Source organism: Pseudomonas petrae (assembly GCF_021728295.1).
Taxonomy (GTDB): Bacteria; Pseudomonadota; Gammaproteobacteria; order Pseudomonadales; family Pseudomonadaceae; genus Aquipseudomonas; species Aquipseudomonas petrae.
Genome location: NZ_JAKJXE010000008.1, coordinates 263,477 through 289,574, shown reverse-complemented (window position 1 = coordinate 289,574; position 26,098 = coordinate 263,477). Strand labels below are relative to the sequence as shown.

Sequence of the window (26,098 nt, the reverse complement as noted above, 5' to 3'; positions counted from 1 at the left end):
GTCTGCTTTTTTAACTGCCAGCCTGGCGGTCAGCGCTGCGCCGATTCGGGCTGAGGACAGCGCAATAAAACCCGCCGGAATGATCAATGCCCAGGCTCGTCGTGCTATCGTTTCGGGTTTTCGAGAACGCTGTCTCCGGAGACACCCATGAAATTCGTTCACCAGCGCGAGCACCTCAACGAAGACGACGTGGTCGTCATCGAGTGCTCCCAGCTTTGCAACATACGCCTGATGAGTGATGCCAACTTCCGCAGCTTCAAAAACGGCGGCCGTCACACCTACCACGGCGGCGCATTCGACCGTTTCCCTGCCAAGATCGCGGTGCCCAGCACCGGCTTCTGGAACATCACCATCGACACTGCTGGCCGCAAACTGGACAGCAACGGTGGGCGCAAAACCGCTTTCACCCATTCGATCAAAATTGTCCGCCGCTCGTCCTCGCGCCTGAGCTGACGCACCATTGAACACCGGATGGCGTGAAATCTTTGTGTTTTTTTTGCGAACATCCGGTCAGCTTTTCCAAGGAGTCAAATGTGAGCACCGCTGCCCCCGTCGTCAAATATGCCATCAGCTACAAGCTCAACGGTGAACGTCGTTTCGAGTTTGCCCTGCTGCAGTCGCCTTCCCCCGATGAAGCGCTGGCAGCCCTGCAGAAGATGCACGCCGACGGTGACGATGTCATCAGCGATGTGAAGGTCAGCAAAGCGCTGTAGACGAGGTCTGAACCGGGGAAGCCCATGGCGATGCAGCGCAAAGGCACGACGCCGGCGACGTTTGATCTGTTCGCGGAGGATACGCCGCAACTGCCTTCACAGGAGCAGATCGGGCCGGAGTCGTTTGTGTTTCGCGGCTTCGCCCTGCCCTTCATCGAGCAATTGCTGCCTGCGCTGGAGTCGGTTCTGACGCAGGCGCCGTTCCGCAACATGGTCACGCCCGGTGGTTATACGATGTCGGTGGCCCTGAGCAGTTGCGGGGAGTTCGGTTGGATCACTGACCGAAGTGGCTATAAATATTCTCCGATCAATCCCCTCACGGGTCAGCCATGGCCGGCGATGCCCGGGGTGTTCATGGAGCTGGCGGTGGCGGCGGCTTCGGCGGCGGGGTTTGCCGCGTTCGTGCCTGATGCGTGTCTGATCAATCGTTACATCCCCGGGGCCAAGATGTCGCTTCATCAGGATAAGGATGAGCGCGGTTTGGAGTGGCCGGTGGTGTCGGTGTCGCTGGGGTTGCCGGCGATGTTTTTGTTTGGCGGGGATGAGCGCCGTGATCCGACTCAGCGGGTGCCGTTATTTCATGGGGATGTGGTGGTGTGGGGCGGGGTTGATCGGCTGCGCTTTCATGGGGTGATGCCGGTTCGTCAGGGGGAGCATCCGCAGTTGGGGGAGCAGCGGATTAATTTTACGTTTCGGAAGGCGCGGTGATTAGGCTGTAGATCTAAAGATCAAGATCAAAAGCGTCGGCCTAACGGCCTCGGGTTTCGCCTTCGGCGAGTTACTTGGAAAAGCACCCCAAGTAACCAAGGGTGCTTGCTCTCGGTTGGGCCCTTCGTTCCTCAGGGTTCCTTCACTCCGGTCTCGCTCCGTGGGCCCGCGCCGAACGGACATCCATGTCCTGACGGCGCTCTCGCCGCATCCATGCGGCTCGTCCCACTGCGCGAGACCTGCGTTCAGCCTGCACCCAAGTCGCGTTTGGCGGTGAATGGCCTCTTGTGTTTGGAGATCAAAAGCGAGATCAAGATCAAAAGCCGATCAAAGGCTTCCCGGCTGAAGCCGGTCCTACAGGCTGTTCGCGGTGTTTTTAGTGGGACAGGCTTTAGCCGGGAAGAGGCTGGCGTGAGCACATTCAATCTCGCGGCATAACGCAAACCGACCCCTCATTTGATCGTGCCCACGCTCCGCGTGGGTATGCATCCCCGGACGCTCCGCGTCCATACCGGACTGAACTGACTGCACGCGGTGTTCTAGTGGGACCGGCTTCAGCCGGGAAGAGGCCCGTGTGAGCACCTCCATTCTCGCGCCATAACGCAATACCAATCCCCCATCACCGACATCGGCTAGCGCCCTGCCCCACTATTACCGAGCAGCCGCGCGGCTTTTTACGGGGCAGATGACGCGGTGCAGGTTCAGCGCTGTGTTGATGATGCCAATGTGGCTGAACGCCTGGGGGAAGTTGCCGAGCATGCGGTTTTGCTGAGGGTCGTATTGTTCGGCGAGGAGGCCGACGTCGTTGCACAGACCGCACAGGCGTTCGAAGAGGATTTGGGCTTCTTCGTCGCGGCCTTGCAGCACGTAGACGTCGGCGAGCCAGAACGAACACACCAGGAATGTCCCTTCGCTGCCCGATACGCCATCGGTGCTGCGTTCGCTGTCGTAGCGCAGCAGCAGGCCGTCTTTCATCAGCGACTGTTCAATCCGTGTAACGGTGCCGGTGACGCGCGGGTCGTCGACGGGGAGGAAGCCGGTGAGCGCAATCTGCAAGAGGCTGGCGTCCAGTTCCTGGCCGCCATAGGTCTGCACGAAGCTGCCCAGTGCTGCGTCGTAACCGTTAGCGCAGACGTCGGCGTGAATCTGGTCGGCGACTTCCCGGTAATGCCGTCCCCGCTCGCGGTCTTCCGCGTCACCGCTCTTGGCCAACACCCCCGCATTGCGGTCGAATGACACCCACGCCATGACTTTGGAATGGGTGAAATGCCGTGGCGCCGAACGGATTTCCCAGATGCCGGCGTCCGGCTGATGCCAGACGTTTTCCAGAAACGGCATGATCACTTTCTGGATTTCTGTGCTACGCGGCAGCGCCGGCAAACCGTTTTTAAGCGCCTGGGTCATGGCGTCGGCGACTTCGCCGTACACGTCCAGCTGCACCTGACCGGCCGCACCATTGCCGACCCGCACGGGACGCGAGTGCTCGTAGCCGGCCAGCCATGGCAACTCATACTCCAGCAAGCGCCGCTCGCCCGCCAGGCCGTACATGATCTGCACCTGATCAGGGTTGCCGGCGATGGAACGCAGCAGCCAGTTGCGCCACGCGGTCGCTTCTTCGAAGTAGCCCAGGTTCATGAACGCGAGCAGGGTCATGGTCGCATCGCGCAACCAGCAGAAGCGGTAATCCCAGTTGCGCTCGCCGCCCAACTGCTCGGGCAGCGACGTGGTCACCGCCGCGACGATCCCGCCGGTCGGCGCATAGGTCATGGCCTTGAGGGTAATCAGCGAACGCTTGACCTGATCCGTCCAGGGGCCGACATCCGGACAGCGTCCGGAAAAGTCACGCCAGAACGTTTCCGTCTGCTGCAGCGCCACTTCCACGTCGAACCCTGCACGCACCGGCTCGTGGGAGACCTGCCAGGACAGCGCGAAACCCAGCCGTTGACCGACTTCAACGCTGAACAGGCTCTCGGTGTGATGGTCCATCGGGTGCAGTTCGGCAGGCGTGCGCAGCACCAGCATGTCTGGGCCGGCAACCGCGGTCATGGTGTGCGGATCGCGCTTCTCGACCCACGGCACGGTGCTGCCGTAGTCAAAGCGGATCGCCAGATCCATCGAGAAATCGACGCGCCCTTCCACGCCGACGACGATGCGCACCACGCTGCTGTCGATCTCCATGGGCATGAAGTCGATGACCAGCGCCTGTCCGGTGTCGGTGGTGAAGAGGGTTTCGAGAATCAGTGTGCCGTCGCGATAACGGCGGCGCGATTGAGCACTGCCGTCAACCGGGGCCAGCTTCCAGCGCCCGTTGTTGCTGTCGCCGAGTAGCGCGGCGAAACAGGCCGGCGCATCAAAGCGCGGGAAACACAACCAGTCCAGCGACCCGTCGCGGGCCACCAGCGCTGCGGTCCGGCAGTTGCCGAGCAGCGCGTAATCTTCGATCAATACAGCCATCGGGCGGTTATCCCTCTTGGTTAGCACTTTAATCTTGTTGTGCGCCGCGCCCTTGAGTAGCTGTACCCATGAGTAGCAGCGCAACCGCCGCCCCGAATCAACGGGGCAGGATGTAGCGCTCGATGGCCCTGGCCAGCCCGTCATCGGCATTGCTGTCGGTGACGTAGTTGGCTTGGGTTTTGACGCCCACCTCGGCCTGCCCCATCGCAATCGACAGCCCGGCGCGGAGGAACATCGCCACGTCGTTGCCTGCATCGCCAATCGCTGCGGTGTGAGCCAGCGGCACGCCCAACGCATCGGCCAGCGTCTCGAGGGCAGTGCCCTTGTTGGCGTCCAGCGCGGTAACGTCCAGGTAATAGGATTGTGAACGCGCTGCCAACGCAGACTCGGCGATCAGCGGGTTGAGCTTGGCCTCGAGGCGCTTGAGCAGCTCGAAGTCCTTGCTCGCCGCGACGATCTTGTCGATGCGGTCCAGGTAGTCGTCGAAGCTGTCGACCTGAACGAAGTCGTAGCCCAGGGTGTTGCGCTCATGCTCGACGTAATCCCCTTCGGGATTGAGCAGCAGCCACTGGTCATCGGCAAAGACCCAGACCGCCACCGCCTCGCTGGCGAACAGCTCAAGGCTGGTGCGCGCCGCTGCGGCCTCAATGCGGTGGGCCTTCAACAGGCTGCCGTCAGGGTTGATGATGTTGGCGCCGTTGAACGCCACGGTCGGCAGCTTGATGCCCAGGGCTTCGATCTGCTGACGCATGGCACGCGGCGGACGGCTGCTGGCGACCGAGAAATAAATACCGGCCTCCTGCAGCTTGCGCACGGCGTCGATGTTGGCCTGGCTCAGGCTGTGATCGGGGTGCAGCAGCGTGCCGTCAATGTCGGACAACATGAACTGGATGAGGGACTGCGAAACGTCACTCATCCCAGGCGCTGCCATGTGCGGCCGTCTCGCGCCAGCAACTCATCGGCCGCCGACGGCCCATCTTCGCCTGCGTGGTACAGCTCCACTTGCGGATCCTTGGCCCAGGCATCGATGAACGGCTGCACCGCACGCCAGCCGTTTTCGATGTTGTCGGCACGCTGGAACAGGGTCTGGTCGCCGGTCAGGCAGTCGTAGATCAGGGTTTCGTACCCCGTCGACGGCTGCATCTCGAAGAAGTCCTTGTAGGCGAAACCCATCTCGATGGTCTGCATGTCCAGGGTCGGGCCGGGCTTCTTGGCTTGCAGATCGAACCACATGCCTTCGTCGGGCTGAATCTGGATCTTCAGAAAGTTCGGCGCGGGGCGGTCGACATCGGTGTCACGGAACTGCGCATACGGCGCGGGCTTGAAGCAGATGGCGATCTCGGTGTCGCGCACGCTCATGCGCTTGCCGGTGCGCAGGTAGAACGGCACGCCCATCCAGCGCCAGTTATCGATCATCACTTTGAGGGCGACGTAGGTCTCCGTGTTGCTCTCGGGATCGACGCGGTCTTCCTCGCGGTATCCGGTGACGGGCTTGCCGTCGATGCTGCTTTCGGAATACTGACCGCGCACCGAATTGGCCAGCGCTTCCATTTCCGACCAGGGCCGGATTGCGCCGACCACCTTGGCCTTTTCGCCACGAACGGCATCGGCGCCGAATGCAGCGGGCGGCTCCATCGCCACCATTGCCAGCAGCTGGAACAGGTGATTGGGCACCATGTCCCGCAGCGCGCCGGTGGTTTCATAGAAACTGCCACGGGTTTCGACGCCCACGGTTTCGGCCGCGGTGATCTGCACGTGATCGATGTAGTGGTTGTTCCAGAACGACTCGAACAGACCGTTGGAGAAGCGGCTGACCAGAATGTTCTGCACCGTTTCCTTGCCCAGGTAATGGTCGATCCGGTAGATCTGTTTCTCGCTCATGACCTTCAGCAAGCAGTTGTTCAACGCCACAGCACTGGGCAGGTCGTGGCCGAACGGCTTCTCGATCACCACGCGACGGAAGCTCTCGTCATCTTCGCCCATCAGCCCGGAAGAGCCCAGACGCTGCGTCACTTCGCTGAAGAAACGCGGCGCGGTCGCCAGGTAGAACACAGCGTTGCGGGTGCCCGTGCTCTTGATCTTCGCGTCGATGTCCGCGTACGTGGAATCGTCGAGAAAATCACCGGTGATGTAGGTAATGCGCTTCGACAGGCTGCCCCACAACGCCGGGTCCAGAGGCTCTTCGCCGCCCTGAGCGACCTTGCTGGCCGCCTCCTGACGAATGAAATCCTCGAGCTTTTTGGCGAAATCGGCATCGCTGACGGTGTTGTGGTCAACGCCGACGATGTGCAGGTCCTCGCCCACCAACCCGTCGCGAAACAGGTTGTAGAGGGCCGGCATCAGCAGCCGCTTGACCAGATCACCATGGGCGCCGAAGAGGAACAGCGTGGTCGCCGGAGCGACCGGCGCATTCTGCTTGCTGCGGGATAAGCCCATTATTTTGGTTCCTTATGACCACCGAATCCGAAACGCATGGCGGACAGCATCTTGTCGCCGTACGTGCTTTGTTGACGGGAGCGGAAGCGGGCGAACAGTGAAGTGGACAGTACCGGAACCGGCACCGCCTGCTCCATGGCAGCTTCGATGGTCCAGCGGCCTTCACCGCTGTCGGCCACGGAGCCGGAATAGGCGTTGAGCTGTGGGTCGGTGGCCAGCGCGTCGGCGGTCAGGTCCAGCAGCCAGGAGGACACCACGCTGCCGCGACGCCAGACTTCGGCGATGTCGCCCAGGTTCAGGTCGAAGCGCTGTTCAACCGGGAGGTTTTCCGAATTCTTGGTCTTGAGGATGTCGAAGCCTTCGGCGAAGGCCTGCATCATGCCGTACTCAATGCCGTTGTGGATCATCTTGACGAAATGGCCTGCGCCCGGCGGGCCGGCGTGGATGTAACCGTGCTCGGCACGCGGATCGGCGTCTTTGGAACGGTCCTTGGTGCGCGGAATTTCGCCGATCCCTGGGGCCAGGGTCTTGAAGATCGGGTCGAGGCGAGTGACAACGTCGGTTTCGCCGCCGATCATCATGCAGTAGCCGCGTTCCAGACCCCAGACGCCGCCGGAGGTGCCGACATCGACGTAGTGCAGGTTTTTGTCTTTCAACGCCAGGGAGCGACGTATGTCGTCCTTATAGAAGGTGTTGCCGCCGTCGATGATCACGTCGTCGTCATCGAGCAGCGTGGCCAGCTCGCTGATGGTGTCTTCGGTTGGAGCGCCAGCAGGCAACATCACCCAGACGGCTCGCGGTTTTTCCAGTGCCGAAACCAGTGACGCGAGGTCATGGGCTGGCGTCGAACCTTCGTTGGCGAGCACGGTACGAGACTTCTCATCGCGATCATAGACCACAGTCGTGTGGCCATTGAGCATCAGTCGACGTGCGATGTTGCCGCCCATGCGGCCTAGTCCAACAATCCCGAGTTGCATGTAGAGGTGCTCCTTAATCAAATTCAGAGGTGCCTCAGTTTATAGCCCAGTGCCGCATAGTGGGTTAGTCCGGGGAGGCAAACTATGGTTTCCCGGTGAAAAAAGTTTCATGTGCAGAGGCGCAGAGGTCTGCAAGACTGCCCTATGACGTGTGTTTTCGCGATCAAGAAACGTTCGCGACAATTAAAAATAAAAAAGTTCCTTTTTTTCGCAAAAGAAATCAGAATTCCGGCCGATAGAGGTAGTGAGCAGGACATGCCAAGTAGCAGGCGTCCATGCTTGAACCTTATGAAGTTGAATCCCGCCATTTGCGAGGTGTGCAATGGGCACTGTATTACCAGCCAACGCTCCACAAACGCTGTACGTCACAATCCGTCGTGACGAGCTGCGCCAGCTCAGGGAAGAACGCGCCGTGTTGCAGAAGAAAGTCGCTCAGCTGACTTCGATGATGCAACACGCCCAGCTCATCGGCAGCGGTAACGCCCTGCACGCCTGACCGCGACGTCCCCTCGCTACACCCCGCCAAGGCAAGCCCGATCTGCAGGCTTGCCGGCGCATCGTTTGATCCCTCGCATGAATGTGCATCGCCCGATGCCTGGCACCGGTTTCGACCCTCCGTCGGACCCGACGCTGACTGTTACGTTCCCCGCTCTGCTCTATCGTCCGCGTCCGTAGCTGCTTTCTGCTGTTTCGCAACACTCTCCCGACAAAATTTTCACTCGGTTGAAAACATAATCCCGACCCTCAACACATTGATTGCTGGCCAATTGCTGGCATTTGAATTAATTCGGGCGGTGTTCTGTCGCCTGAACGGTCTATAGCGGAGCGCTTGATGGCAACAATGAAACGGAGCACTGCGACTCCGAAAGGGTTCGACTGGGCGGGCGTGATCTGGCTGTTCGTGTTTTTCTGGTACTTCTCCGGCATCACTCAACTGCTTATCCAGCTGACCGGCATCACCGGTTTTGCCGGCTTCCGTCAGGCGTTCGTCATCAGCGGTATCTGGCTCGCGCCCATGCTGATGTTCCCGCAAAAGACCCGCGTCATGGCGGCCGTGATCGGCGTGATTCTGTGGGCCTGCTCCATGGCGAGCCTGGGTTACTTCTTCATCTATCAGCAAGAGTTTTCCCAGAGCGTCATCTTCATCATGTTCGAATCGAACATCTCTGAAGCCGGCGAATACATGACCCAGTACTTCGCGTGGTGGATCGTGCTGGCGTTCATCGCCCACACCGCTTTCGCGATTTTCCTGTGGACACGCCTGCGTCCGGTGTACATGCCGCGCCCTCGCGCCTACGCCGTTTCGGCAGCACTGTTGATCGGCATCATCGGTTACCCGCTGGCCAAGCAGTTCGCCCGCTATGACGACACCGCCTCGGCCCTCGAAGCGTTCGAGTCCCGCATCGAGCCGGCGGTGCCATGGCAGATGATCGTTGCCTATCACCGCTACACCCAGCAACTGAACGGCATGCAGGACATGCTGACCAGCAGCAACAACATCGCTCCGCTGAAAAACCTCAAGGACCAGCAGGCCAACCTGCCAACCACCCTGGTGCTGGTGATCGGCGAGTCGACCAACCGCGGACGCATGCACCTTTACGGCTACCCGCGCCAGACGACGCCGAACCTGGACGCCATGAAGGACCAGTTGCAGGTGTTCAACAACGTCATCACGCCACGGCCTTACACCATCGAGGCCCTGCAGCAGGTGTTGACCTTCGCGGACGAGGAAAACCCGGACCTTTACCTGAAAACGCCGTCGATCGTCAGCGTGATGAAACAGGCAGGCTACAAGACCTTCTGGATCACCAACCAGCAGACGATGACCAAGCGCAACACGATGCTGACCACCTTCTCCGAGCAGGCTGACGATCAGGTTTACCTGAACAACAACCGCAACCAGAACGCTCGACAGTACGACGGCGACGTGATCGCGCCGTTTACCAAAGCGCTGACGGATGCCGCGCCGCGCAAGTTGATCGTGGTTCACCTGCTCGGTACGCATATGGCTTATCAGTACCGTTTCCCGGAGGAGTTCGCGAAATTCAGCGGACGTGACGGCGTGCCGGCGGACATCGATGACAGCAAGCTGGAGTTTTACAACAGCTATGACAACGCGGTGCTGTACAACGATTTCGTGGTCTCCAGCCTGATCAAGGAATACGGCAAGGCTGACCCGAACGGCTTCCTGCTGTACCTTTCCGACCACGGCGAAGACGTCTATGACTCGCCAGGCCGTAACACTCTGGGCCGCAACGAGAACAAGCCGACCATGCCGATGTACACCGTGCCGTTCATTGCTTACGCCTCGCCAAAATGGCGCCAGACCCATGACTGGAATTTCGAGAGCATCCACGGCCGTCCTTACACCAGTTCGAGCCTGATCCACACCTGGGCACAACTGGCAGGGCTGAGCTTTGATGAACTCGACACCACGAAGAGCCTGGTCAGCCTGGACTTCAAGGCGCGTCCGCGGATGATCGGCGATCCCTATGCGCCAAAAGGCCTGAGTGATTTTGCCCACATGGAGAAAGCCGCCAGCCAGCCCGGCGCCACGCCCGAGGTAGTGCAAAAGTAATAGAGGCGAAGTAACGTTCGTTCCAAATGAAAAGGCCTGCGCAATGCAGGCCTTTTTTTGCCGGGATGGGTGTGCGTCAGAGACGGTTATGTTGAGGGCGTCTGGCGCAACAGCACGCGAGTTACCCGCCGCTCCTGCACTTGCACGACCTTCATGTGCCAACCCTCCCACTGCAGCTCATCGCCGATCACCGGCAATCGATCCAGCAGACTCACCACCAGTCCGGCCAGGGTCTGATAATCACCGGTCGCGCGCGCCTTGAAGCCGATGCGTTCGCGCAGGTGACTCAGGTTCATGGCGGCATTGACCAGCACGCCCTCGCCCTCCTCGATCAAGTCAGGGCCCTCGATTTCGCTGGCGTCCGGCAGCTCGCCGGCGATGGATTCGAGGATGTCGGTCATGGTCAGGATGCCGGCGAAATCGCCGAATTCGTTGATCACGAACGCAATGTGCGTGGACTGCGCGCGCATCTGTTCCAGGGCGTTGAGGATCGAGAAGGTTTCCAGCAGATTGAGCGTCGGTCGGGCCAGGTGCTCAATGTTCGGCTCGGCGCCGGAGAGCCAGGCGTTGAGCATTTCCTTCTTGTGCACAAAGCCCAGGGGCTCGTAGATACGGCCCCCGCGGATCAGCGGCAGCCGCGAGTACGACGAGTTGATCAGTCGCTGGCGAATGCCTTCCGGCGTGTCATCCAGATCGATCACGTCGACATCATTGCGCACCGTCATCACGCCGCGGATGGGCAGCTGGGCCAACTGCAGCACGCCGCTGATCATCACCCGCTCGCGGCGGTCGAACACCACCTCGTCGCTGTCGCCGTCGAGCATGTCGGCGATCTCCTCACCGACCTCCTCCGCGCTCGGCCTGCGGCCACCCAACAGGCGCAGCACGGCATGGGCGGTGCGCTCGCGGCGCGGCAGGTCGCCTTTGACGCTGCGCTTGCGGCGGGCACGGGCGATCTGGTTGAACACCTCGATCAGGATCGAGAAACCGATGGCCGCGTACAGATAGCCCTTGGGAATATGGAAACCCAGGCCGTCGGCGGTCAGGCTGAAGCCGATCATCATCAGAAAGCCCAGGCACAGCATGATGACGGTCGGGTGAGCGTTGACGAAGGCGGTCAGCGGCTTGCTGGCGATGATCATGATGCCGATCGAGAACACCACGGCAATCATCATGATCGACAGCTCATCGACCATGCCCACGGCAGTGATCACGGCGTCCAGGGAGAACACCGCGTCGAGCACCACGATCTGCGCGACGATGGGCCAGAACAGCGCGTAGGTCGTGCTGCCCGCGCGCTGGGTGACGTGGCCTTCGAGGCGCTCGTGCAATTCCATGGTCGCCTTGAACAGCAGGAACACGCCGCCGAACAGCATGATCAGGTCGCGGCCGGAGAAGCTTTTCTCGAAAATCTCGAACAGCGGCTCGGTCAGCGTGACCATCCACGAAATGCTCGCGAGCAGGCCCAGGCGCATGATCAACGCCAGCGACAGGCCCAGGACTCGCGCACGGTCGCGCTGCTCGGGCGGCAGCTTGTCAGCGAGGATGGCGATGAACACCAGGTTGTCGATGCCGAGCACCAGCTCAAGCACGATCAGGGTCAACAGGCCAAGCCAGGCCGTGGGGTCCGCAATCCATTCCATGGGTCAGCGCCCCTTCACAGTCATTGTGGCAGACACGAAAAGGCCCGACGCACGGCGAAGTGGGTCGAGCCAGGCAGCAATCTTGTTTAAGCGGGATAAATCGAGATGAACGCGTGCAATCCGGTGTAAAGGGAATCGGCGACTGGGAGGTTCCAGAGAGAGCGACATGTGAGTCCTGAAAGCAATACGGGAGGCGATCCTATCGCGCTCTCGGAATCGCCTTACAGGACAGAACTGTTACAAATGGTTTGCGCATTCAGTAGGACCGGCTTTAGCCGGGAAGGCGTCAGGCGTCACACCGCAAAACTGCGTGTGCGCATACGGGCCTCTTCCCGGCTAAAGCCGGTCCTACGAGATTGCGTGCTTTCAGCGGGCTGGTGAGTGAACGCAGGGTAGGACCGGCTTTAGCCGGGAAGGCTTATTGCGTCACACCATAAAACTGAAGGTGTTCAAACCGGCCCCTTCCCGGCTGAAGCCGGTCCCACTAACAGCATCGCGTGGAGTCAGCGGGATGGTGAGTGAACGCAGGGTAGGACCGGCTTTAGCCGGGAAGGCTTATTGCGTCACACCATAAAACTGAGGGTGTTCAAACCGGCCCCTTCCCGGCTGAAGCCGGTCCCACTAACAGCATCGCGTGCATCCCGTGGAATCGGCTTTCGCCATGACCACTCAGCTACAGCGATTTCTGCCAGAACAGCGCGCGCCCCATTTGCGGGTCCAGCTGATAGTCGGCGAAACCGAGCTTGCGGTACGCGCCTTTGGCCGCTTCGTTGCCTTCCAGCACTTCCAGGGTGATTTTGCAGCAGCCGCGCTGGCGGGCGATTTCCTCAACCTTGGCCAGCATCTTCTGGCTGATGCCCTGCCCTCTGGCCGAGGCGATCACCACCACATCATGAACGTTGACCAAGGGCCGGCAGGCAAAGGTCGAGAAACCCTCGAAACAGTTAACCAGGCCAACCGGCTCGCCGGCGATGAACGCCAGCACGCTGAACGCATGGGGGCGCTTGGCCAGTTCGATCGCCAGTTGCTGACGGGTGTCCACGGACAGCGACTGCCCGCCACCCATGGCATCTTCGGCGTATTGATTGAGCAGAAATCCGATCGCTTCAGCGTGAACCGAATTGCTGTAGCTGGCTTGCAGTACCAGAACCTCAGGGGCTTGCATTGACTTCCTCTACCGCTGGAGAAACCTCAACAGGCGCTCGACTCAGTGTGCCGACGTGCCGCGTGGCGGCGATTCTAACGCCTTGGCTGAAAAAATATCCTTATACAGAAGTAGGAAATGTCTCTGATCGGTAAGGAATTCTTCCGGCACGCACTGAGAAAAAGCAGCGCAGTCGAATTGTGCGTGCCGCGTCCCATAAAAGCGCAGAGGCTGCACCGGAGTAGACCATCGGCCCGATGATTGTCCAACAATCCGACCGGCGGCACCCCGTTATACAGGACGACACCCCATGCTCCACAGCGGCGCAATCAGCGCGTTGCGCAGTTGTACAGCAGCCAGAATTCTACGATGCCCCGCATCGCAACCCCGCATCCCAGACATGGCCATGAAAAATTGTCGAAACTTCTGCATAGCCGCAGGGGTCATGTGAATAGAGCAACTATGCTGTTGAAAAATCGAAGCAGAGTCCGCTTTCACCTTGTCCCTTAATGTGCAGTCGGTAAATGGGTATCGATCTTGCGTAGGTCTTGTGTGCCTGGCCATAGGAAATGGCCGTTTACAACCAAGTGCTGTACCAACACTGCATATCGAACTGGAGAAAACGATGATTAGTGCCGCTGTCAAAACCCAGAAGGGAGAGAGTTTTAATCAGCCGGCCAGCGAGCTGACCCATCTGCCGGTCTTCGCAACGACGAGCGCACCTGTGCTGCAACTGCCTCCTGTTCAACCAGTGATTTCTTCGGTTACCCGCAAGAAAGTCCTGTTCGTGACTTCAGAGATGGCCGACCTGGTGAAAACCGGTGGCCTGGGCGATGTGTCTGCCGCACTGCCGCGCGCCATGCGCCACCTGCACGATGTACGCGTGCTGATTCCCGGCTATCCACAGGTCATCAACAGTGGCAACCCGATCCACATCATCAGTGAGCTGCCCGGCCACGCCGCGCTGCCTCCCTGCAAGATCGGCCGGATGGACATGAAAGACGGTCTGGTCATTTACGTCTTGATCTGTCCCGAATTGTACGAGCGTGAAGGCACGCCCTACGGTGACAATGACGGCCGCGACTGGTCCGACAACCATATTCGCTTCGCCCGTCTGGGCCTGGCGGCTGCCGACTTCGCTGCCGGTGCGGTCAAGACCCAATGGTGCCCTGAACTGGTTCACGCCCACGACTGGCCAGCAGGCCTGGCGCCGGCGTACATGAAATGGCGCGGTCAGACCACGCCGTCGATCTTCACCATTCACAACCTGGCTTATCAGGGCTTCGTCAGCGTTGCCTCCAGCCGCGAGCTGGGCATTCCGGACGAAGCGTTGAGCCCGGAAGGCATGGAGTTTTACGGTCAACTGTCGTTCATCAAGGCCGGCATGGCGTACTCCAGTCACATCACCACCGTGAGCGCGACCTACGCCAAGGAAATCACCACCCCGGATTTCGGCTGCGGCCTGGAAGGCTTCCTGCAGAGCAAGGCCGATCGCGGTCAGCTCAGCGGCATCCCCAACGGCATCGACGAGAGCTGGGACGCTGCCACCGACGAACACCTGATCTGCCGCTTCGCGCCGAATGAGTGGACGCGCAAGGAAATCAACGCCGACTACGTGCGAGAACTGTTCGAGCTGGAGCCGTCCACCGGCCCGCTGTTTGCAGTGGTCTCCCGTCTGGTTTACCAGAAGGGCCTGGACCTGACCATCGGCGTGGCCGAATACATCGTCAACAATGGCGGCCAGATCGCAATTATTGGTCGTGGCGAGCCCGACGAAGAAGACGCCATGCGCGACCTCGCCGCCCGCTTCCCGGGCCAGGTCAGCGTGCGTGTCGGCTTCAACGAAACGGACGCACGTCGCATGTTCGCCGGCAGTGATTTTCTGCTGATGCCTTCGCGCTACGAGCCTTGCGGCCTGAGCCAGATGTACGCGCAGCGCTTCGGCTCCTTGCCGGTCGCACGTCGCACCGGCGGCCTGGCGGACACCATCGAGGACGGCTGCACCGGCTTTCTGTTCGATGAATCCACCGTCGAAAGCTACACCGAGGCCCTGACCCGCGCCTTCAAGGTCTTCGAGAGCGCTCTGCTGCTCAACGCCATGCGTTGCCGCGCCATGGCCGCTCCGTTCGATTGGCACAAAGCGGTGGAACCCTATGCCGATCTCTATCAGGAGCTGCTGAAGAAGACCGCAGGTGCGGCAGTGCACTACTGATACCTACTGATTAAGGAATTACGGATGCCTTTGCGCACGGATCAAAACTGGCGCCACGGCGCCGTCATGCTGGATTCACAACACACCCGGTTTGCCCTGTGGGCACCGGACGCCCAAAGCGTCAGCGTCGAATTCGAAAACGGGCCTGCCCAGGTCCTTCAGCCAGAGCAGGACGGCTGGTTCGTTCTCGACGCTGAGTGTGGTGCTGGCACACGCTATCGCTACAACGTCGCTCTCGATGCACAAAACAACCTCATCGTGCCTGACCCGGCTTCCCGGGCTCAGGCCGGCGACGTGCACGGCTACAGCATGGTCGTCGACCAGGCGGGGTATCAATGGCAAAACACCGAGTGGCAGGGTCGGCCATGGCATGAGGCAGTCATTTACGAACTGCACGTCGGTGCACTGGGTGGCTACCAAGGCGTTGAACAGCGTCTGCAGCACCTGGTCGACACCGGCATCACCGCCATCGAGCTGATGCCCATCGCGCAATTCCCGGGGGATCGCAACTGGGGCTACGACGGCGTATTGCCTTATGCTGCACAGTCTTCCTATGGCACGCCCGACCAGCTCAAGCACCTGATCGACACGGCCCACGGCTTGGGTCTGGCGGTCATTCTTGATGTGGTTTACAACCACTTCGGTCCGGACGGCAACTACCTCGGCGCCTACGCCAGCCATTTCTTCCGCAGCGACAAGAAGACCCCGTGGGGCGACGCGATCGATTTCCGCCGCCGTGAAGTGCACGACTTCTTCATCGACAACACGATGATGTGGCTGCAGGACTACCGCTTCGACGGCCTGCGCTTCGACGCCGTGCACGCCATCGAAGACCCGACTTTTCTCGAAGACCTTGCGAAGCATGTGCGCGAGGTGATTCCGGCTGATCGTCACGTCTGGCTGACCCTGGAAAACGAATTCAACGAAGCCGGCCGCATGGATCAGGGCTACGACGCCCAATGGAACGATGACGGCCACAACACGCTGCACGTCCTGCTGACCGGCGAGACTGATGCGTACTACACCGACTTCGCTGAAAAACCCACGCAAAAGCTGGCGCGTCTGCTGGGTGAGGGTTTTGTCTATCAAGGCGAATCCACCCGTCATGGTCACGCCCGGGGCGAACCGAGCGGCCATCTGTCGCCGACTTCCTTCGTGCTGTTTTTGCAGAACCACGACCAGATCGGCAACCGTGCCTTCGGCGAGCGCCTGGTCCAGCTGAGCCCACCGCCGGCGTTGCAGGCGGCGACGGCGCTGTTGCTGCTGTCACCGATGATTCCGCTGATGTTCATGGGTGATGAATGGGGCGCGAGCGAACCTTTCCTGTTCTTCACTGACTTCCATGACGAGCTGGCAGACGCCGTGCGTGAAGGCCGTCGTGGCGAGTTCAAGGACTTTGCCGCGTTTAAGGATCCGGCCAAGCGCGAGCAGATCCCCGACCCTAATGCGCTGAAAACCTTCGAGGCATCGCGCCCGGGGTTTGACGCGTTGCTGCTGGACACCGACAAGGGCCAGGACCATCGCAACTGGCTGGCGCTGTACAAGACGCTGCTTGACATCCGCAGGACCGAGCTCTTCCCTCGCCTGCACGGCGCGAGCGCCCTTGGCGTGAAAGTGCTGGGCGACAAAGCCGTCAGCGCACGCTGGAAACTCGGCGACGGCAGCGAACTGCGCATCGATCTGAACCTCGGCACCGAGGCGGTCGACACCGATGACTACGCGGCTTACAGAGTCCTTCATCAATCACACGCCAAGTCCGCAGAACTTTCCCCATCCGCCACCCTCAATCCATACACGGCCATTGTCAGCCTGAAATTGAGTGACGTTGTGGAGGAACAGGATGAGCAATGAGCAACTGGAAACGCTGGCGGCCCAGGCGGGCCTGTCGGTTGACTGGAAGGACGCCAACGCCAAGCCGCAACACGTAAGCCCCGAGGTCCTGCGCAAGGTCCTCGGCGGTCTGGGTTACCCCGCCGAGACAGATGAAGACGTCGACGCCAGCCTCAAACGCCTGAACGAAGAAAGCCAGCCGGCTACCCCGCCGCCGTTGATGACCGTCGACCATGGCAAGGATCTCGACCTGTCGAGCTGGTTCGCACCAGCCACCGCGTTCACGTTAACGCTGGAAGACGGCTCGCTGCTCGAAGCGAAACTGACCGACAAGGGAGCCCTGCCAGGGTTAGCGACAGTGGGCTATCACCAGCTGGAAGTGGACGGCCAACAGTTGACCATCGCCGTTGCGCCGAAGACCTGCTTCAGCCTGACCATGGCCAGCAAGAAGCCCATCGCCCGCGACTGGGGCCTGACCACTCAGCTGTACTACCTGCGTCGCCAGGGCGATGGCGGTATCGGCGACACCCAGGGACTGGAAGCCTTCGTTCGCGCCGCCGGCACACGTGGCGCCTCGGCCGTGGCAATCAGTCCGGTTCACGCGATGTTTTCCAACGACAGCGAGCGCTATAGCCCCTACTCGCCGTCCAGCCGTCTGTTCCTCAACGCGCTGTACGCAGCGCCCGGGACCATTCTGGGTGACCGCGCGGTTGAAGTGGCGATCGAGAAAACCGGCCTGGCTGAAGAATTCAAGCGTCTGGAAGCGTTGCCGCTGATCGACTGGCCGGCCGCCGCAACGGCCAAATGGAAACTGCTTCGCGAACTGTATGCCGGCTTCATCGGCAGCGATCACCCCTTCCACGAGGACTTCAAGAGCTTCCGTCGCGCAGGCGGCGAAGCGCTGGAAAACCACTGCCGTTTCGAAGCGTTGCGTGATGCCGGCAATGAACTGGGCATTGGCGGCAACTGGCATGAATGGCCGGAGCAGTACAAGAATCCGCGAGACCCTGCCCTCGACGCCTTTGCCGCAACGCATGAGATAGAGATCGGCTTTCACGCCTTCGCGCAGTGGCTGATCGCGCGCGGCCTGGAACGCGCGCAGACCGCTGCCCGGTCGAGCGGCATGAGCGTCGGCCTGATCGGCGATCTGGCCGTGGGTGCCGACGGTGCCGGCAGTCAGGCCTGGAGCCGTCAGGACGAACTGCTTTCCGCGCTGACCGTCGGTGCGCCGCCGGACATCCTCAACCGCTCGGGCCAGAGCTGGGGCATCTCGGCATTCTCGCCGACGGGACTCAAGCGCAACGGCTTTCAGGCGTTCATTGAAATGCTTCGGGCCGACTTCGCCCACGCCGGTGGCCTGCGCATCGACCACGTGATGGGGCTGCAGCGCTTGTGGGTGGTCCCGCTGGGATCGCCCGCGAGTGAAGGGGCTTACCTGAATTACCCGCTGGACGACATGCTGCGTTTGTTGAGCCTGGAATCCTGGCGTCACGAAGCGATCGTTTTGGGCGAAGACCTCGGCACGGTGCCTGAAGGCCTCCACGAGAAACTGTCCGAGCGCGAAATTCTCGGCATGCGCGTGCTGTTGTTCGAGCAGGACGACGCAACGTTCAAGCCGATCATGAAGTGGTCCAAAGATGCACTGGCGACCACCAGCACCCACGACCTGCCCACCCTCACCGGCTGGCTGAGCGAGCTGGACATCCAGTGGAACAAGATTCTCGGGTTTGTCGATGACGAAGCCGAGCAGAAGATGCGTGACGGCCGCGAGCGTGAGCGCCAAGGGCTGATTACGGCACTCAAGCAGAACTACAAACTGCCGAGCAGCGGTGAAAACATCAGCGCGAGCGACATCATCGACTACAGCATCGCGTACCTCGGCCACACCCCGGCACCGCTGGTGCTGCTCCCGATCGAGGACGCCCTGGGTATCGAAGAGCAGGCGAACTTCCCCGGCACCATCGACAGTCATCCCAATTGGCGACGTCGGCTCAACGGCGACAGCGGTTCACTGCTGGACAACGCCGATGCAGCGCGACGCCTTGAAATTCTGGCAGCGGCACGGCAACAAGCCGCGGAGCGTGATCAATGACAACCCCGCTTAAATCCCTGCGCGCTACCCAGCGATTGCAGTTCCACAAAGACTTCACCCTCGACGACGCAACCAGGCTGGTGCCGTACTTCGCCAGCCTGGGCATCAGCCACATCTATGCCTCGCCGCTGCTGAAAGCCCGCGCCGGTTCCATGCACGGCTATGATGTGGTCGACCCACGGGTGATCAACCCCGAACTGGGCGGTGAGCCGGCCTTGCGCCGTCTGATCGCGGCGCTGCGTGAGAACGGCATGGGCCTGATTCTCGACATCGTCTCCAACCACATGGCAGTCGGCGGCAATGACAATCCGTGGTGGCTGGACCTGCTCGAATGGGGCCAACGCAGTCCATACGCGAAGTTCTTCGACATCCAGTGGAATTCCCCGGACCCGCTGCTCAAGGGCCAACTGTTGCTGCCCTTCCTGAGCACTGACTACGGCACCGTGCTGCAGAACGGCGAAGTGCCGCTGCGTTTCGATGCAGAAAACGGCAGCTTCCACGCCGAGCACTACCAGCACCACTTCCCGATCAACCCGGCCACCTATGCGCCGTTGCTGAGCGCGGCGAAGCGTCCGGAACTGGACGACGTGACCCAGCGCTTTGCCAAGCTCGACGACTTCCCTCAGGCCTACGAGCGTGCCCGTCAGGCCAAGGCTGAACTGGCGGAACTGGTCAAGGCCAAGCCGGAGCTGGCAAAGGCCATCGAAGAGGGCCTGACGCACTTCGACTCCAGCACCCCGGAAGGCTTTGATCGCCTGCACCGCTTGCTGGAGCAGCAGGACTATCGTCTGGCGAGCTGGCGCACGGCGGGTGACGACATCAACTGGCGTCGGTTCTTCGACATCAATGAGCTGGGCGGCCTGAAGGTCGAGCGCTCGCAGGTGTTCGAGGCGACCCACGGGAAGATTTTCGAACTCATCGCCGAAGGCCTGGTGGACGGTCTGCGCATCGACCACATCGATGGCCTGGCCGACCCGCGCGGTTATTGCCGCAAGCTGCGCCGTCGCGTCGACAGCCTGATGAAACTGCGCCCGGCGGGCACCGAGCTTGAGCGCCTGCCAATCTTCGTCGAGAAGATCCTCGGTCCTGACGAGCAGCTGCGCACTGACTGGAACGTCGACGGCACCACCGGTTATGAATTCATGAACCAAGTGTCGCTGCTGCAGCACGATCCGAAAGGTGAAGCCGTGCTTGGCGAGCTGTGGAGCCGCATCAGCGAACGCACGGCCGACTTCAACAAGGAAGTGCTGGAAGCCCGCGACCTGGTCCTCCACGGCACACTGGCGGGTGATTTCGAGAACCTTGCCCAGGCACTCCTGCAAGTCTCGCGCAGTGACGTGATGACGCGTGACATGACCCTTGGCGCCATCCGCCGGGCGCTGCTGGCGCTGGTCAGCAACTTCCCGGTCTATCGCACCTACCTCACCGCCTGCGGCCGCTCTGCCGAAGACGAGCGCTTCTTCCAGCAGGCCATGGACGGCGCGCGCGACATGCTCGGCGAAGGCGACTGGCCGGTATTGGATTCGCTCAAACTGTGGCTGGGCGGCGAGAAGTTGCGTGACTACCCGACGGGCCCGTTGCGCGAAATGCGCCGCAAGGCCGGCAATCGCTTCCAGCAACTGACCTCGCCGGTGGCGGCCAAGTCGGTGGAAGACACCTCGTTCTATCGCTCCGCCCTGCTGCTGTCGCGCAACGATGTCGGCTTCCACCCGCAACATTTCAGTGCGCCGGTGGAGGCGTTTCATCAGGTCTGCATCGAGCGTCACAAGACTTTTCCGAACAACTTGCTGACCACTGCCACCCACGACCACAAGCGCGGCGAAGACACGCGTACCCGTCTGGCCGTGCTCAGCGAACTGGCGCCCTGGTACGCCGAGCAGGTCGAGCGGTGGCAGCAGCTGTCGGCACCGCTCAAGGCTGGCGAAACCCACATCAGCCCGGGTGACGAACTGATGCTGTATCAAGCGATCATCGGCAGCTGGCCGCTGGATCTCGAAGGCGAACCGGCCTTTGAAGCCTATGCAAAACGCCTGACTCAGTGGCAGGAAAAAGCCCTGCGCGAAGCCAAACTGCACAGCAGCTGGAGCGCGCCCAATGAAGCCTACGAGACCGCTTGCCGCGAGTTCCTGGCGCACTTGCTGCTCAACGCTGACGGCCTGGCACTGCGCCAATCCATCGGTGCCACGGCCAATCGCATCGCGACGGCCGGGGCGCTCAACAGTCTGGCGCAAACTTTGCTGCGAATGACGGCGCCCGGTGTGCCTGATCTGTATCAGGGCACCGAGTTCTGGGACTTCAGCCTGGTGGATCCGGACAACCGTCGTCCGGTGGATTACCCCGCTCGCGAACGTGCGTTACACACGTCCGCACCGGTCACCGAGCTGTTGAACCACTGGCACGACGGCCGGATCAAGCAGGCGGTGATTGCCCAGGTGCTCAATCTGCGCAATGAGTACCCCGCTCTGTTCGGTGAAGGCGAGTATCAACCGCTTGAGGTGGTCGGGGAAAAAGCGGATCACGTCATCGCTTTTGCCCGGGTAACGAAGGAGATGCGGGCTATTGTTGTGGTTCCGCGCTTGCCGGCTGAACTATTGGGCACTGCGCAAACTCCATTCATCAATGCAGCAAATTGGGGCGATACACGAATTAACCTGCCGTTCGCTGATTCACATCCAAATTGGAAGGGACTTTTTTCACAGGCTACAGTCACATCCAGCAAGGAAATGTCGCTCAGCGCAGCGCTCAAGGAAATTTCTGTAAACCTGCTTATACAAACCTTGTGAAACCGGGAGTGTCGAGATGAGTGCCGACGATAAAAGAATCAGCGAACTTGCCCACCAGATCTGGGAAACGGAAGGCAAGCCACATGGGCAAGACGCCCGCCACTGGGAAATGGCTCGCAAGCTGGCCGCCGCCGAGGCGAAGTCGCCTAAAAAACCGGCTGCTGCGAAGACGGCGAAGTCCAAGCTTGACGGCAAAGCGGAGCCCAAGGCTGCCGCCGCCAAACCTGCGCCTAAGGCTGCTGCGAAGTCTGCTGCCAAGCCTGCGGCTAAATCTGCAGAGAGCTCCGCTGACCAGGCTGCAAGCAAACCTGAGGCGAAAGCTGACGCCAAGCCAGCCGCTAAACCGGCAGCCAAAGCGCCTGCGAAGCCAAAAGCCGCTGCAAGCGGTGCTGATGCTGCCGCCAAACCGGCCAAGCCGGCCGCCAAGTCTTCTGCCAAGAAGCCTGCTGCTGCCAAGCCTGCGCCTTGATCGCATGTCTTAACGCGTCACTGCTGCGCAGCTAACACCCCTACCGCAGGGATCGCCTGAAAACGATCGTCACCCTGCGGTAACTTTCAAACCTGTTGCATCGATGGCGCAGTCCTGCACTGAGGCCACGGCTTTGTTCGCCTTCAGGAACTCATTCGAACGTCAGGAATACACATGAGCACGCAAGATAAGAAAGCCGCTACACAGAATGAATCCGGCAACGCTGGCAGCCCCGAAGTCACGGCCTCGCGGATTCGTGAAGGCCTGCCCTTCCCGCTGGGCGCCAGCTGGGACGGCCTCGGCGTCAACTTTGCCATCTTTTCCGCCAACGCCACCAAGGTCGAGCTGTGCCTGTTCGACTCCGCTGGCGAAGTGGAGCTTGAGCGTATCGAGCTCCCGGAATACACCGACGAAATCTTCCACGGTTATCTGCCGGACGCCCACCCGGGTCAGGTGTATGGCTACCGCGTCTACGGTCCGTACGATCCGAAGAACGGCCATCGTTTTAACCACAACAAACTGCTGATCGACCCGTACGCCAAGCAACTGGTCGGCGAACTAAAATGGTCCGAAGCGCTGTTCGGTTACACCATCGGTCACCCGGACGACGACCTGAGCTTCGACGAGCGTGACAGCGCGCCGTTTGTGCCCAAGTGCAAAGTCATCGACCCTGCCTACACCTGGGGCCGCGAACAGCGCGTCGACGTGCCGTGGGACAAGACGATTTTCTACGAGACCCACACTCGCGGTTTCACCATGCGTCACCCTTCAGTGCCTGATGAAGTCAAAGGCACGTTCGCCGGCCTGATGGTCGACGACGTGATCAAGCACATCAAAGGTCTGGGCGTCACTTCGATCGAATTGCTGCCGATCCACGCCTTCGTCAACGACCAGCACCTGCTGGAAAAAGGCATGACCAACTACTGGGGTTACAACACCCTGGCGTTCTTCGCGCCGGATCCGCGCTACCTGGCCCACGGCAAGATTTCCGAGTTCAAGGAAATGGTTGCGCACATGCACCATGCCAACCTGGAAGTGATCCTAGACGTGGTCTACAACCACACCGCCGAAGGCAACGAGCGCGGCCCGACCTTGTCTATGCGCGGTATCGACAACGCCTCCTACTACCGCCTGATGCCGGATGACAAGCGTTATTACATCAACGATTCCGGCACCGGGAACACCCTCGACCTGAGCCACCCGTGCGTGCTGCAGATGGTCACTGACTCGCTGCGTTACTGGGCGACCGAAATGCACGTCGACGGTTTCCGCTTCGACCTGGCCACCATCCTCGGCCGTTACCACGATGGTTTCAGCGAACGCCACAGCTTCCTTGTGGCCTGCCGCCAGGACCCGGTGCTGCGTTCGGTGAAACTGATCGCCGAGCCATGGGACTGCGGTCCAGGCGGTTACCAGGTCGGCAACTTCGCGCCGGGCTGGGCGGAGTGGAACGACAAGTTCCGCGACAACATCCGTGCGTTCTGGAAAGGCGACGAAGGCCAGCTGGCGGACTTCGCCAACCGCATGACGGCGTCGGGCAACCTGTTCAACCAGCGTGGCCGCCGGCCGTACGCTTCGGTGAACTTCATCACCGCCCACGACGGTTTCACGCTGCACGATCTGGTGTCGTACAACGACAAGCACAACGAGGACAACGACGAGAACAACCAGGACGGCAGCAACGACAACCGTTCATGGAACTGCGGCGTCGAAGGCCCGACGGACGATCCGGAAATCAATGCGCTGCGTCTGCGTCAGATGCGCAACTTCTTCTCGACGCTGCTGCTGGCCCAAGGCACGCCGATGGTGGTCGCCGGTGACGAATTCGCCCGCACCCAGCACGGCAACAACAACGCCTATTGCCAGGACAGCGAGATCGGCTGGGTCAACTGGGATCTGGACGAAGACGGCAAGGCCTTGCTGGCGTTCGTCAAGCGTCTGATCAAGCTGCGTCAGTCCTATCCGATCCTGCGTCGTAGCCGCTTCCTGGTAGGCGATTACAACGAGGCGCTGGGCGTCAAGGACGTGACCTGGCTGTCGCCAAGCGGCGAAGAGATGAGCATCGAGCAGTGGGAAGACCCGAACGGCCGCTGCCTGGGCATGCTGATGGATGGCCGCGCGCAAGAAACCGGTATCCGTCGTCGCGGCTCTGAAGCGACGCTGCTGCTGGTGGTCAACTCCCACCATGACGGCGTCAACTTCATGCTGCCGGAGGTGCCGGAAGGCCTCAACTGGACCAGCCTGATCGACACCAACCAGCCGGAGATCGATGGCAAGGATCAGTTCGAGTTCAACACTGAGTACACGGTCACGCCGCGTTCGCTGTTGCTGTTCGAGCTGCAGAAGGCTCCACAGGCGTAAGTATTCGCGTCTGGATTCACAGCGACACGCTTGCCCGCGACAGGGTCGGTCAGCCAGAAACAACGGCTGACTGATTCGGTCGCGGGCAAGCGTCGTTTTACTCGCTCCGTTTTCCTGTCTGCGGCCTGTGCCTGCGCTGCTCCCCCCAGTTTCATTGACTTTGTAGTCACGAATCGACCTTCGTGTTCTGAAACTACAAATCATGTAGTGCTCCAAAAAAATCACTACAAAACCGTTGACGAGGCCTGTTGCCGACTGCATAGTGCAGGCGTCTCCCCGATCGGGAGAGCTGGCAAAAGTATTCCGGGCCCGTTCGACACAGCCGTCGAACCACCTCTGGATGTGTGCTGCCCACAAGGCAGATTGATGAAGCCGAACCGGCAAGATCGACCCACAGGCCGAGCGCTGGCGACACGTCCTCATGACACTTGTGGTCGACCACCCAGTCGCCCGTGTCCCCAAGGCGTCCGCCGTTTCTCTCCCAGGTCCGACCTTCCTCCTCTGCTCTCATCAGTACCCACACACTTGTGGCCCGGCACCGGCTCTGTGTACCGACGGACCCTGCTTGTCAGCGTATGGAAGGACTGCGAATCGACGGACGATTCGCCATTGCGTTTGAACTCACTCGATAGATTAACCAGTGGTCAAAAAGGGGTAACAACCATGAACCTGAACAACCAACCTACCATTGATCAATTGGCTCGACTGTTCGCCGCACGCAAGGATTCCCTGGATAGCCACATCCTCTGGGTGTGCGAGGAAGGTAACGTGCACATGGACGGCCTGGGTGCCTGCACCGAGGAAGAACAATTCGAGAGTCAGCACCCGCACATGCGTGCCCGGCTGAAGATGTACCGCAAGGGCCACGGCTACGTCGGCAAGAAGGCCGCAGCGGACAAGCAGTTCCTCGGCCAGGTGCTGGAAACCCTGAGCAGTGAATGGGGCGCCGTGCAACAAGCGCCTGGCCTGCGCGTCATCGACAAGCTCTGCTGATTGCCGAGGTCCTGACTTCCGGCCGCTGCCTGCTGATGGTTATCTGGCAGGTGGCGGCTTTTTTTCAGGCGCCAGCTTCGTTTTTGATGTGCCGGCACTCTTCTTGAAAATTCCCGCAAACGCCCCCTCGTCCGCCTTGCCCATTTTGCCTTGAACTTGGGACCGTCGCCGTCTTCCAATGGAGGCAGGCCGGTTCAACGGTTTCGCATCAATCCATGGAACAGACAACGCCTGAAGGCGTAACTAAGGTGCCGTAATGGATCTGGACAAGCTCAGCAAACACGTCAAAGCCGGCGAAGTCACCGAGGTCAATCTGGTCTCGGTCGAAGGTGGCTCCTACGTCATACATGCGCTCATGGACGGCAAGTCCAACGCCGTCACCAGCGCCAACGGCGAAGTGCTGCACGTGGCGTCGATCGACGAAGCGCGCAAATGCCTGTCGTCCACTCAGGAAGTGAAACTGTTCATCGTCCACCCGGTGGTTTACGACGAAATGGTCGGCCAGCCGCACACCACACCCGAAGCACCCCGCCAGCCAATCCCGTTTCGTTCGGGTAATTGATCCAGATGCACGCGATGCGTGCCCGTTCTTGCTGGACGCATGCGGTGCAGTAGGACCGGCTTCAGCCGGGAAGAGGCCAGCGTGAACACCCTCGATTCTGCGGCGTGACGCCTGGCGCCTTCCCGGCTAAAGCCGGTCCCACA

General features: G+C 60.7%; 19 protein-coding genes. 13 read left to right on the top strand and 6 right to left on the bottom strand.

Features of this window, described 5'->3' with window-relative positions:
* Positions 1–147: 147 nt before the first annotated feature.
* The 3 genes from L4G42_RS16245 (at position 148) to alkB (ending at position 1,421) form a co-directional block, all read left to right on the top strand.
* Complete coding sequence (locus L4G42_RS16245) at positions 148–453, top strand: DUF1883 domain-containing protein (protein ID WP_237253206.1); 306 nt, start codon at positions 148–150, stop codon at positions 451–453.
* Positions 454–533: 80 nt separating this feature from the next.
* Positions 534–713, top strand: a complete 180-nt coding sequence (locus L4G42_RS16240) for a hypothetical protein (RefSeq protein ID WP_237253205.1) — start codon at positions 534–536, stop codon at positions 711–713.
* Between the two features lie 30 nt (positions 714–743).
* On the top strand, positions 744–1,421 hold the full coding sequence (gene alkB, locus L4G42_RS16235; protein WP_237253234.1) for a DNA oxidative demethylase AlkB: 678 nt from the start codon (positions 744–746) through the stop codon (positions 1,419–1,421).
* A gap of 651 nt (positions 1,422–2,072) precedes the next feature.
* Here the strand turns inward: alkB and L4G42_RS16230 are convergent.
* The 4 genes from L4G42_RS16230 to gnd all read right to left on the bottom strand — a co-directional run bounded on the left by L4G42_RS16230 (position 2,073) and on the right by gnd (position 7,288).
* Positions 2,073–3,875: a glycoside hydrolase family 15 protein gene (locus tag L4G42_RS16230; RefSeq protein ID WP_237253204.1), complete on the bottom strand. Its 1,803-nt coding sequence runs from the start codon at positions 3,873–3,875 to the stop codon at positions 2,073–2,075.
* A 97-nt stretch (positions 3,876–3,972) separates the two neighbouring features.
* Complete coding sequence (locus L4G42_RS16225) at positions 3,973–4,791, bottom strand: HAD family hydrolase (protein ID WP_237253203.1); 819 nt, start codon at positions 4,789–4,791, stop codon at positions 3,973–3,975.
* Entirely contained in the window at positions 4,788–6,311 is a 1,524-nt protein-coding gene (gene zwf, locus L4G42_RS16220) for a glucose-6-phosphate dehydrogenase (protein ID WP_237253202.1), read from the bottom strand. Before zwf ends, L4G42_RS16225 begins: the two co-directional genes overlap by 4 nt.
* The gene (gene gnd, locus L4G42_RS16215; protein ID WP_237253201.1) at positions 6,311–7,288 is read right to left on the bottom strand and encodes a phosphogluconate dehydrogenase (NAD(+)-dependent, decarboxylating); all 978 of its coding nucleotides are present in this window, start codon (positions 7,286–7,288) and stop codon (positions 6,311–6,313) included. Before gnd ends, zwf begins: the two co-directional genes overlap by 1 nt.
* A 322-nt stretch (positions 7,289–7,610) precedes the next feature.
* On the opposite strand from gnd, the gene L4G42_RS16210 reads away from it, so the two are divergent.
* Together L4G42_RS16210 and L4G42_RS16205 are read left to right on the top strand one after the other, a co-directional pair.
* Positions 7,611–7,784: a DUF6026 family protein gene (locus tag L4G42_RS16210; protein ID WP_237253200.1), complete on the top strand. Its 174-nt coding sequence runs from the start codon at positions 7,611–7,613 to the stop codon at positions 7,782–7,784.
* 336 nt (positions 7,785–8,120) lie between these two features.
* Positions 8,121–9,866 (top strand): phosphoethanolamine transferase CptA, encoded by a 1,746-nt coding sequence (locus L4G42_RS16205; protein WP_237253199.1) that lies wholly within the window; start codon positions 8,121–8,123, stop codon positions 9,864–9,866.
* 86 nt (positions 9,867–9,952) lie between these two features.
* Here the strand turns inward: L4G42_RS16205 and L4G42_RS16200 are convergent, their stop codons facing one another.
* Positions 9,953–11,509, bottom strand: a complete 1,557-nt coding sequence (locus L4G42_RS16200) for a TerC family protein (RefSeq protein WP_237259500.1) — start codon at positions 11,507–11,509, stop codon at positions 9,953–9,955.
* A 673-nt stretch (positions 11,510–12,182) separates the two neighbouring features.
* Positions 12,183–12,674, bottom strand: a complete 492-nt coding sequence (locus tag L4G42_RS16195) for a GNAT family N-acetyltransferase (protein WP_237253197.1) — start codon at positions 12,672–12,674, stop codon at positions 12,183–12,185.
* Between the two features lie 604 nt (positions 12,675–13,278).
* On the opposite strand from L4G42_RS16195, the gene glgA reads away from it, so the two are divergent.
* From glgA to L4G42_RS16155, 8 genes are all read left to right on the top strand, one after another.
* On the top strand, positions 13,279–14,865 hold the full coding sequence (gene glgA / locus L4G42_RS16190; RefSeq protein WP_237253196.1) for a glycogen synthase GlgA: 1,587 nt from the start codon (positions 13,279–13,281) through the stop codon (positions 14,863–14,865).
* Between the two features lie 24 nt (positions 14,866–14,889).
* Entirely contained in the window at positions 14,890–16,716 is a 1,827-nt protein-coding gene (gene treZ, locus L4G42_RS16185) for a malto-oligosyltrehalose trehalohydrolase (RefSeq protein WP_237260943.1), read from the top strand.
* Positions 16,706–18,787, top strand: coding sequence for a 4-alpha-glucanotransferase (gene malQ, locus L4G42_RS16180; protein ID WP_237260941.1), 2,082 nt, complete (start codon positions 16,706–16,708; stop codon positions 18,785–18,787). Before treZ ends, malQ begins: the two co-directional genes overlap by 11 nt.
* Positions 18,784–21,570: a malto-oligosyltrehalose synthase gene (locus tag L4G42_RS16175; protein WP_237253193.1), complete on the top strand. Its 2,787-nt coding sequence runs from the start codon at positions 18,784–18,786 to the stop codon at positions 21,568–21,570. Before malQ ends, L4G42_RS16175 begins: the two co-directional genes overlap by 4 nt.
* Before the next feature lie 16 nt (positions 21,571–21,586).
* Positions 21,587–22,039, top strand: a complete 453-nt coding sequence (locus L4G42_RS16170) for a DUF2934 domain-containing protein (protein WP_237253192.1) — start codon at positions 21,587–21,589, stop codon at positions 22,037–22,039.
* A gap of 174 nt (positions 22,040–22,213) precedes the next feature.
* Complete coding sequence (gene glgX / locus L4G42_RS16165) at positions 22,214–24,400, top strand: glycogen debranching protein GlgX (RefSeq protein ID WP_237253191.1); 2,187 nt, start codon at positions 22,214–22,216, stop codon at positions 24,398–24,400.
* Between the two features lie 663 nt (positions 24,401–25,063).
* Positions 25,064–25,393, top strand: a complete 330-nt coding sequence (locus tag L4G42_RS16160) for a hypothetical protein (protein ID WP_074885710.1) — start codon at positions 25,064–25,066, stop codon at positions 25,391–25,393.
* A 256-nt stretch (positions 25,394–25,649) separates the two neighbouring features.
* Positions 25,650–25,955, top strand: coding sequence for a DUF6482 family protein (locus L4G42_RS16155; protein ID WP_237253189.1), 306 nt, complete (start codon positions 25,650–25,652; stop codon positions 25,953–25,955).
* Positions 25,956–26,098 lie beyond the last annotated feature (143 nt).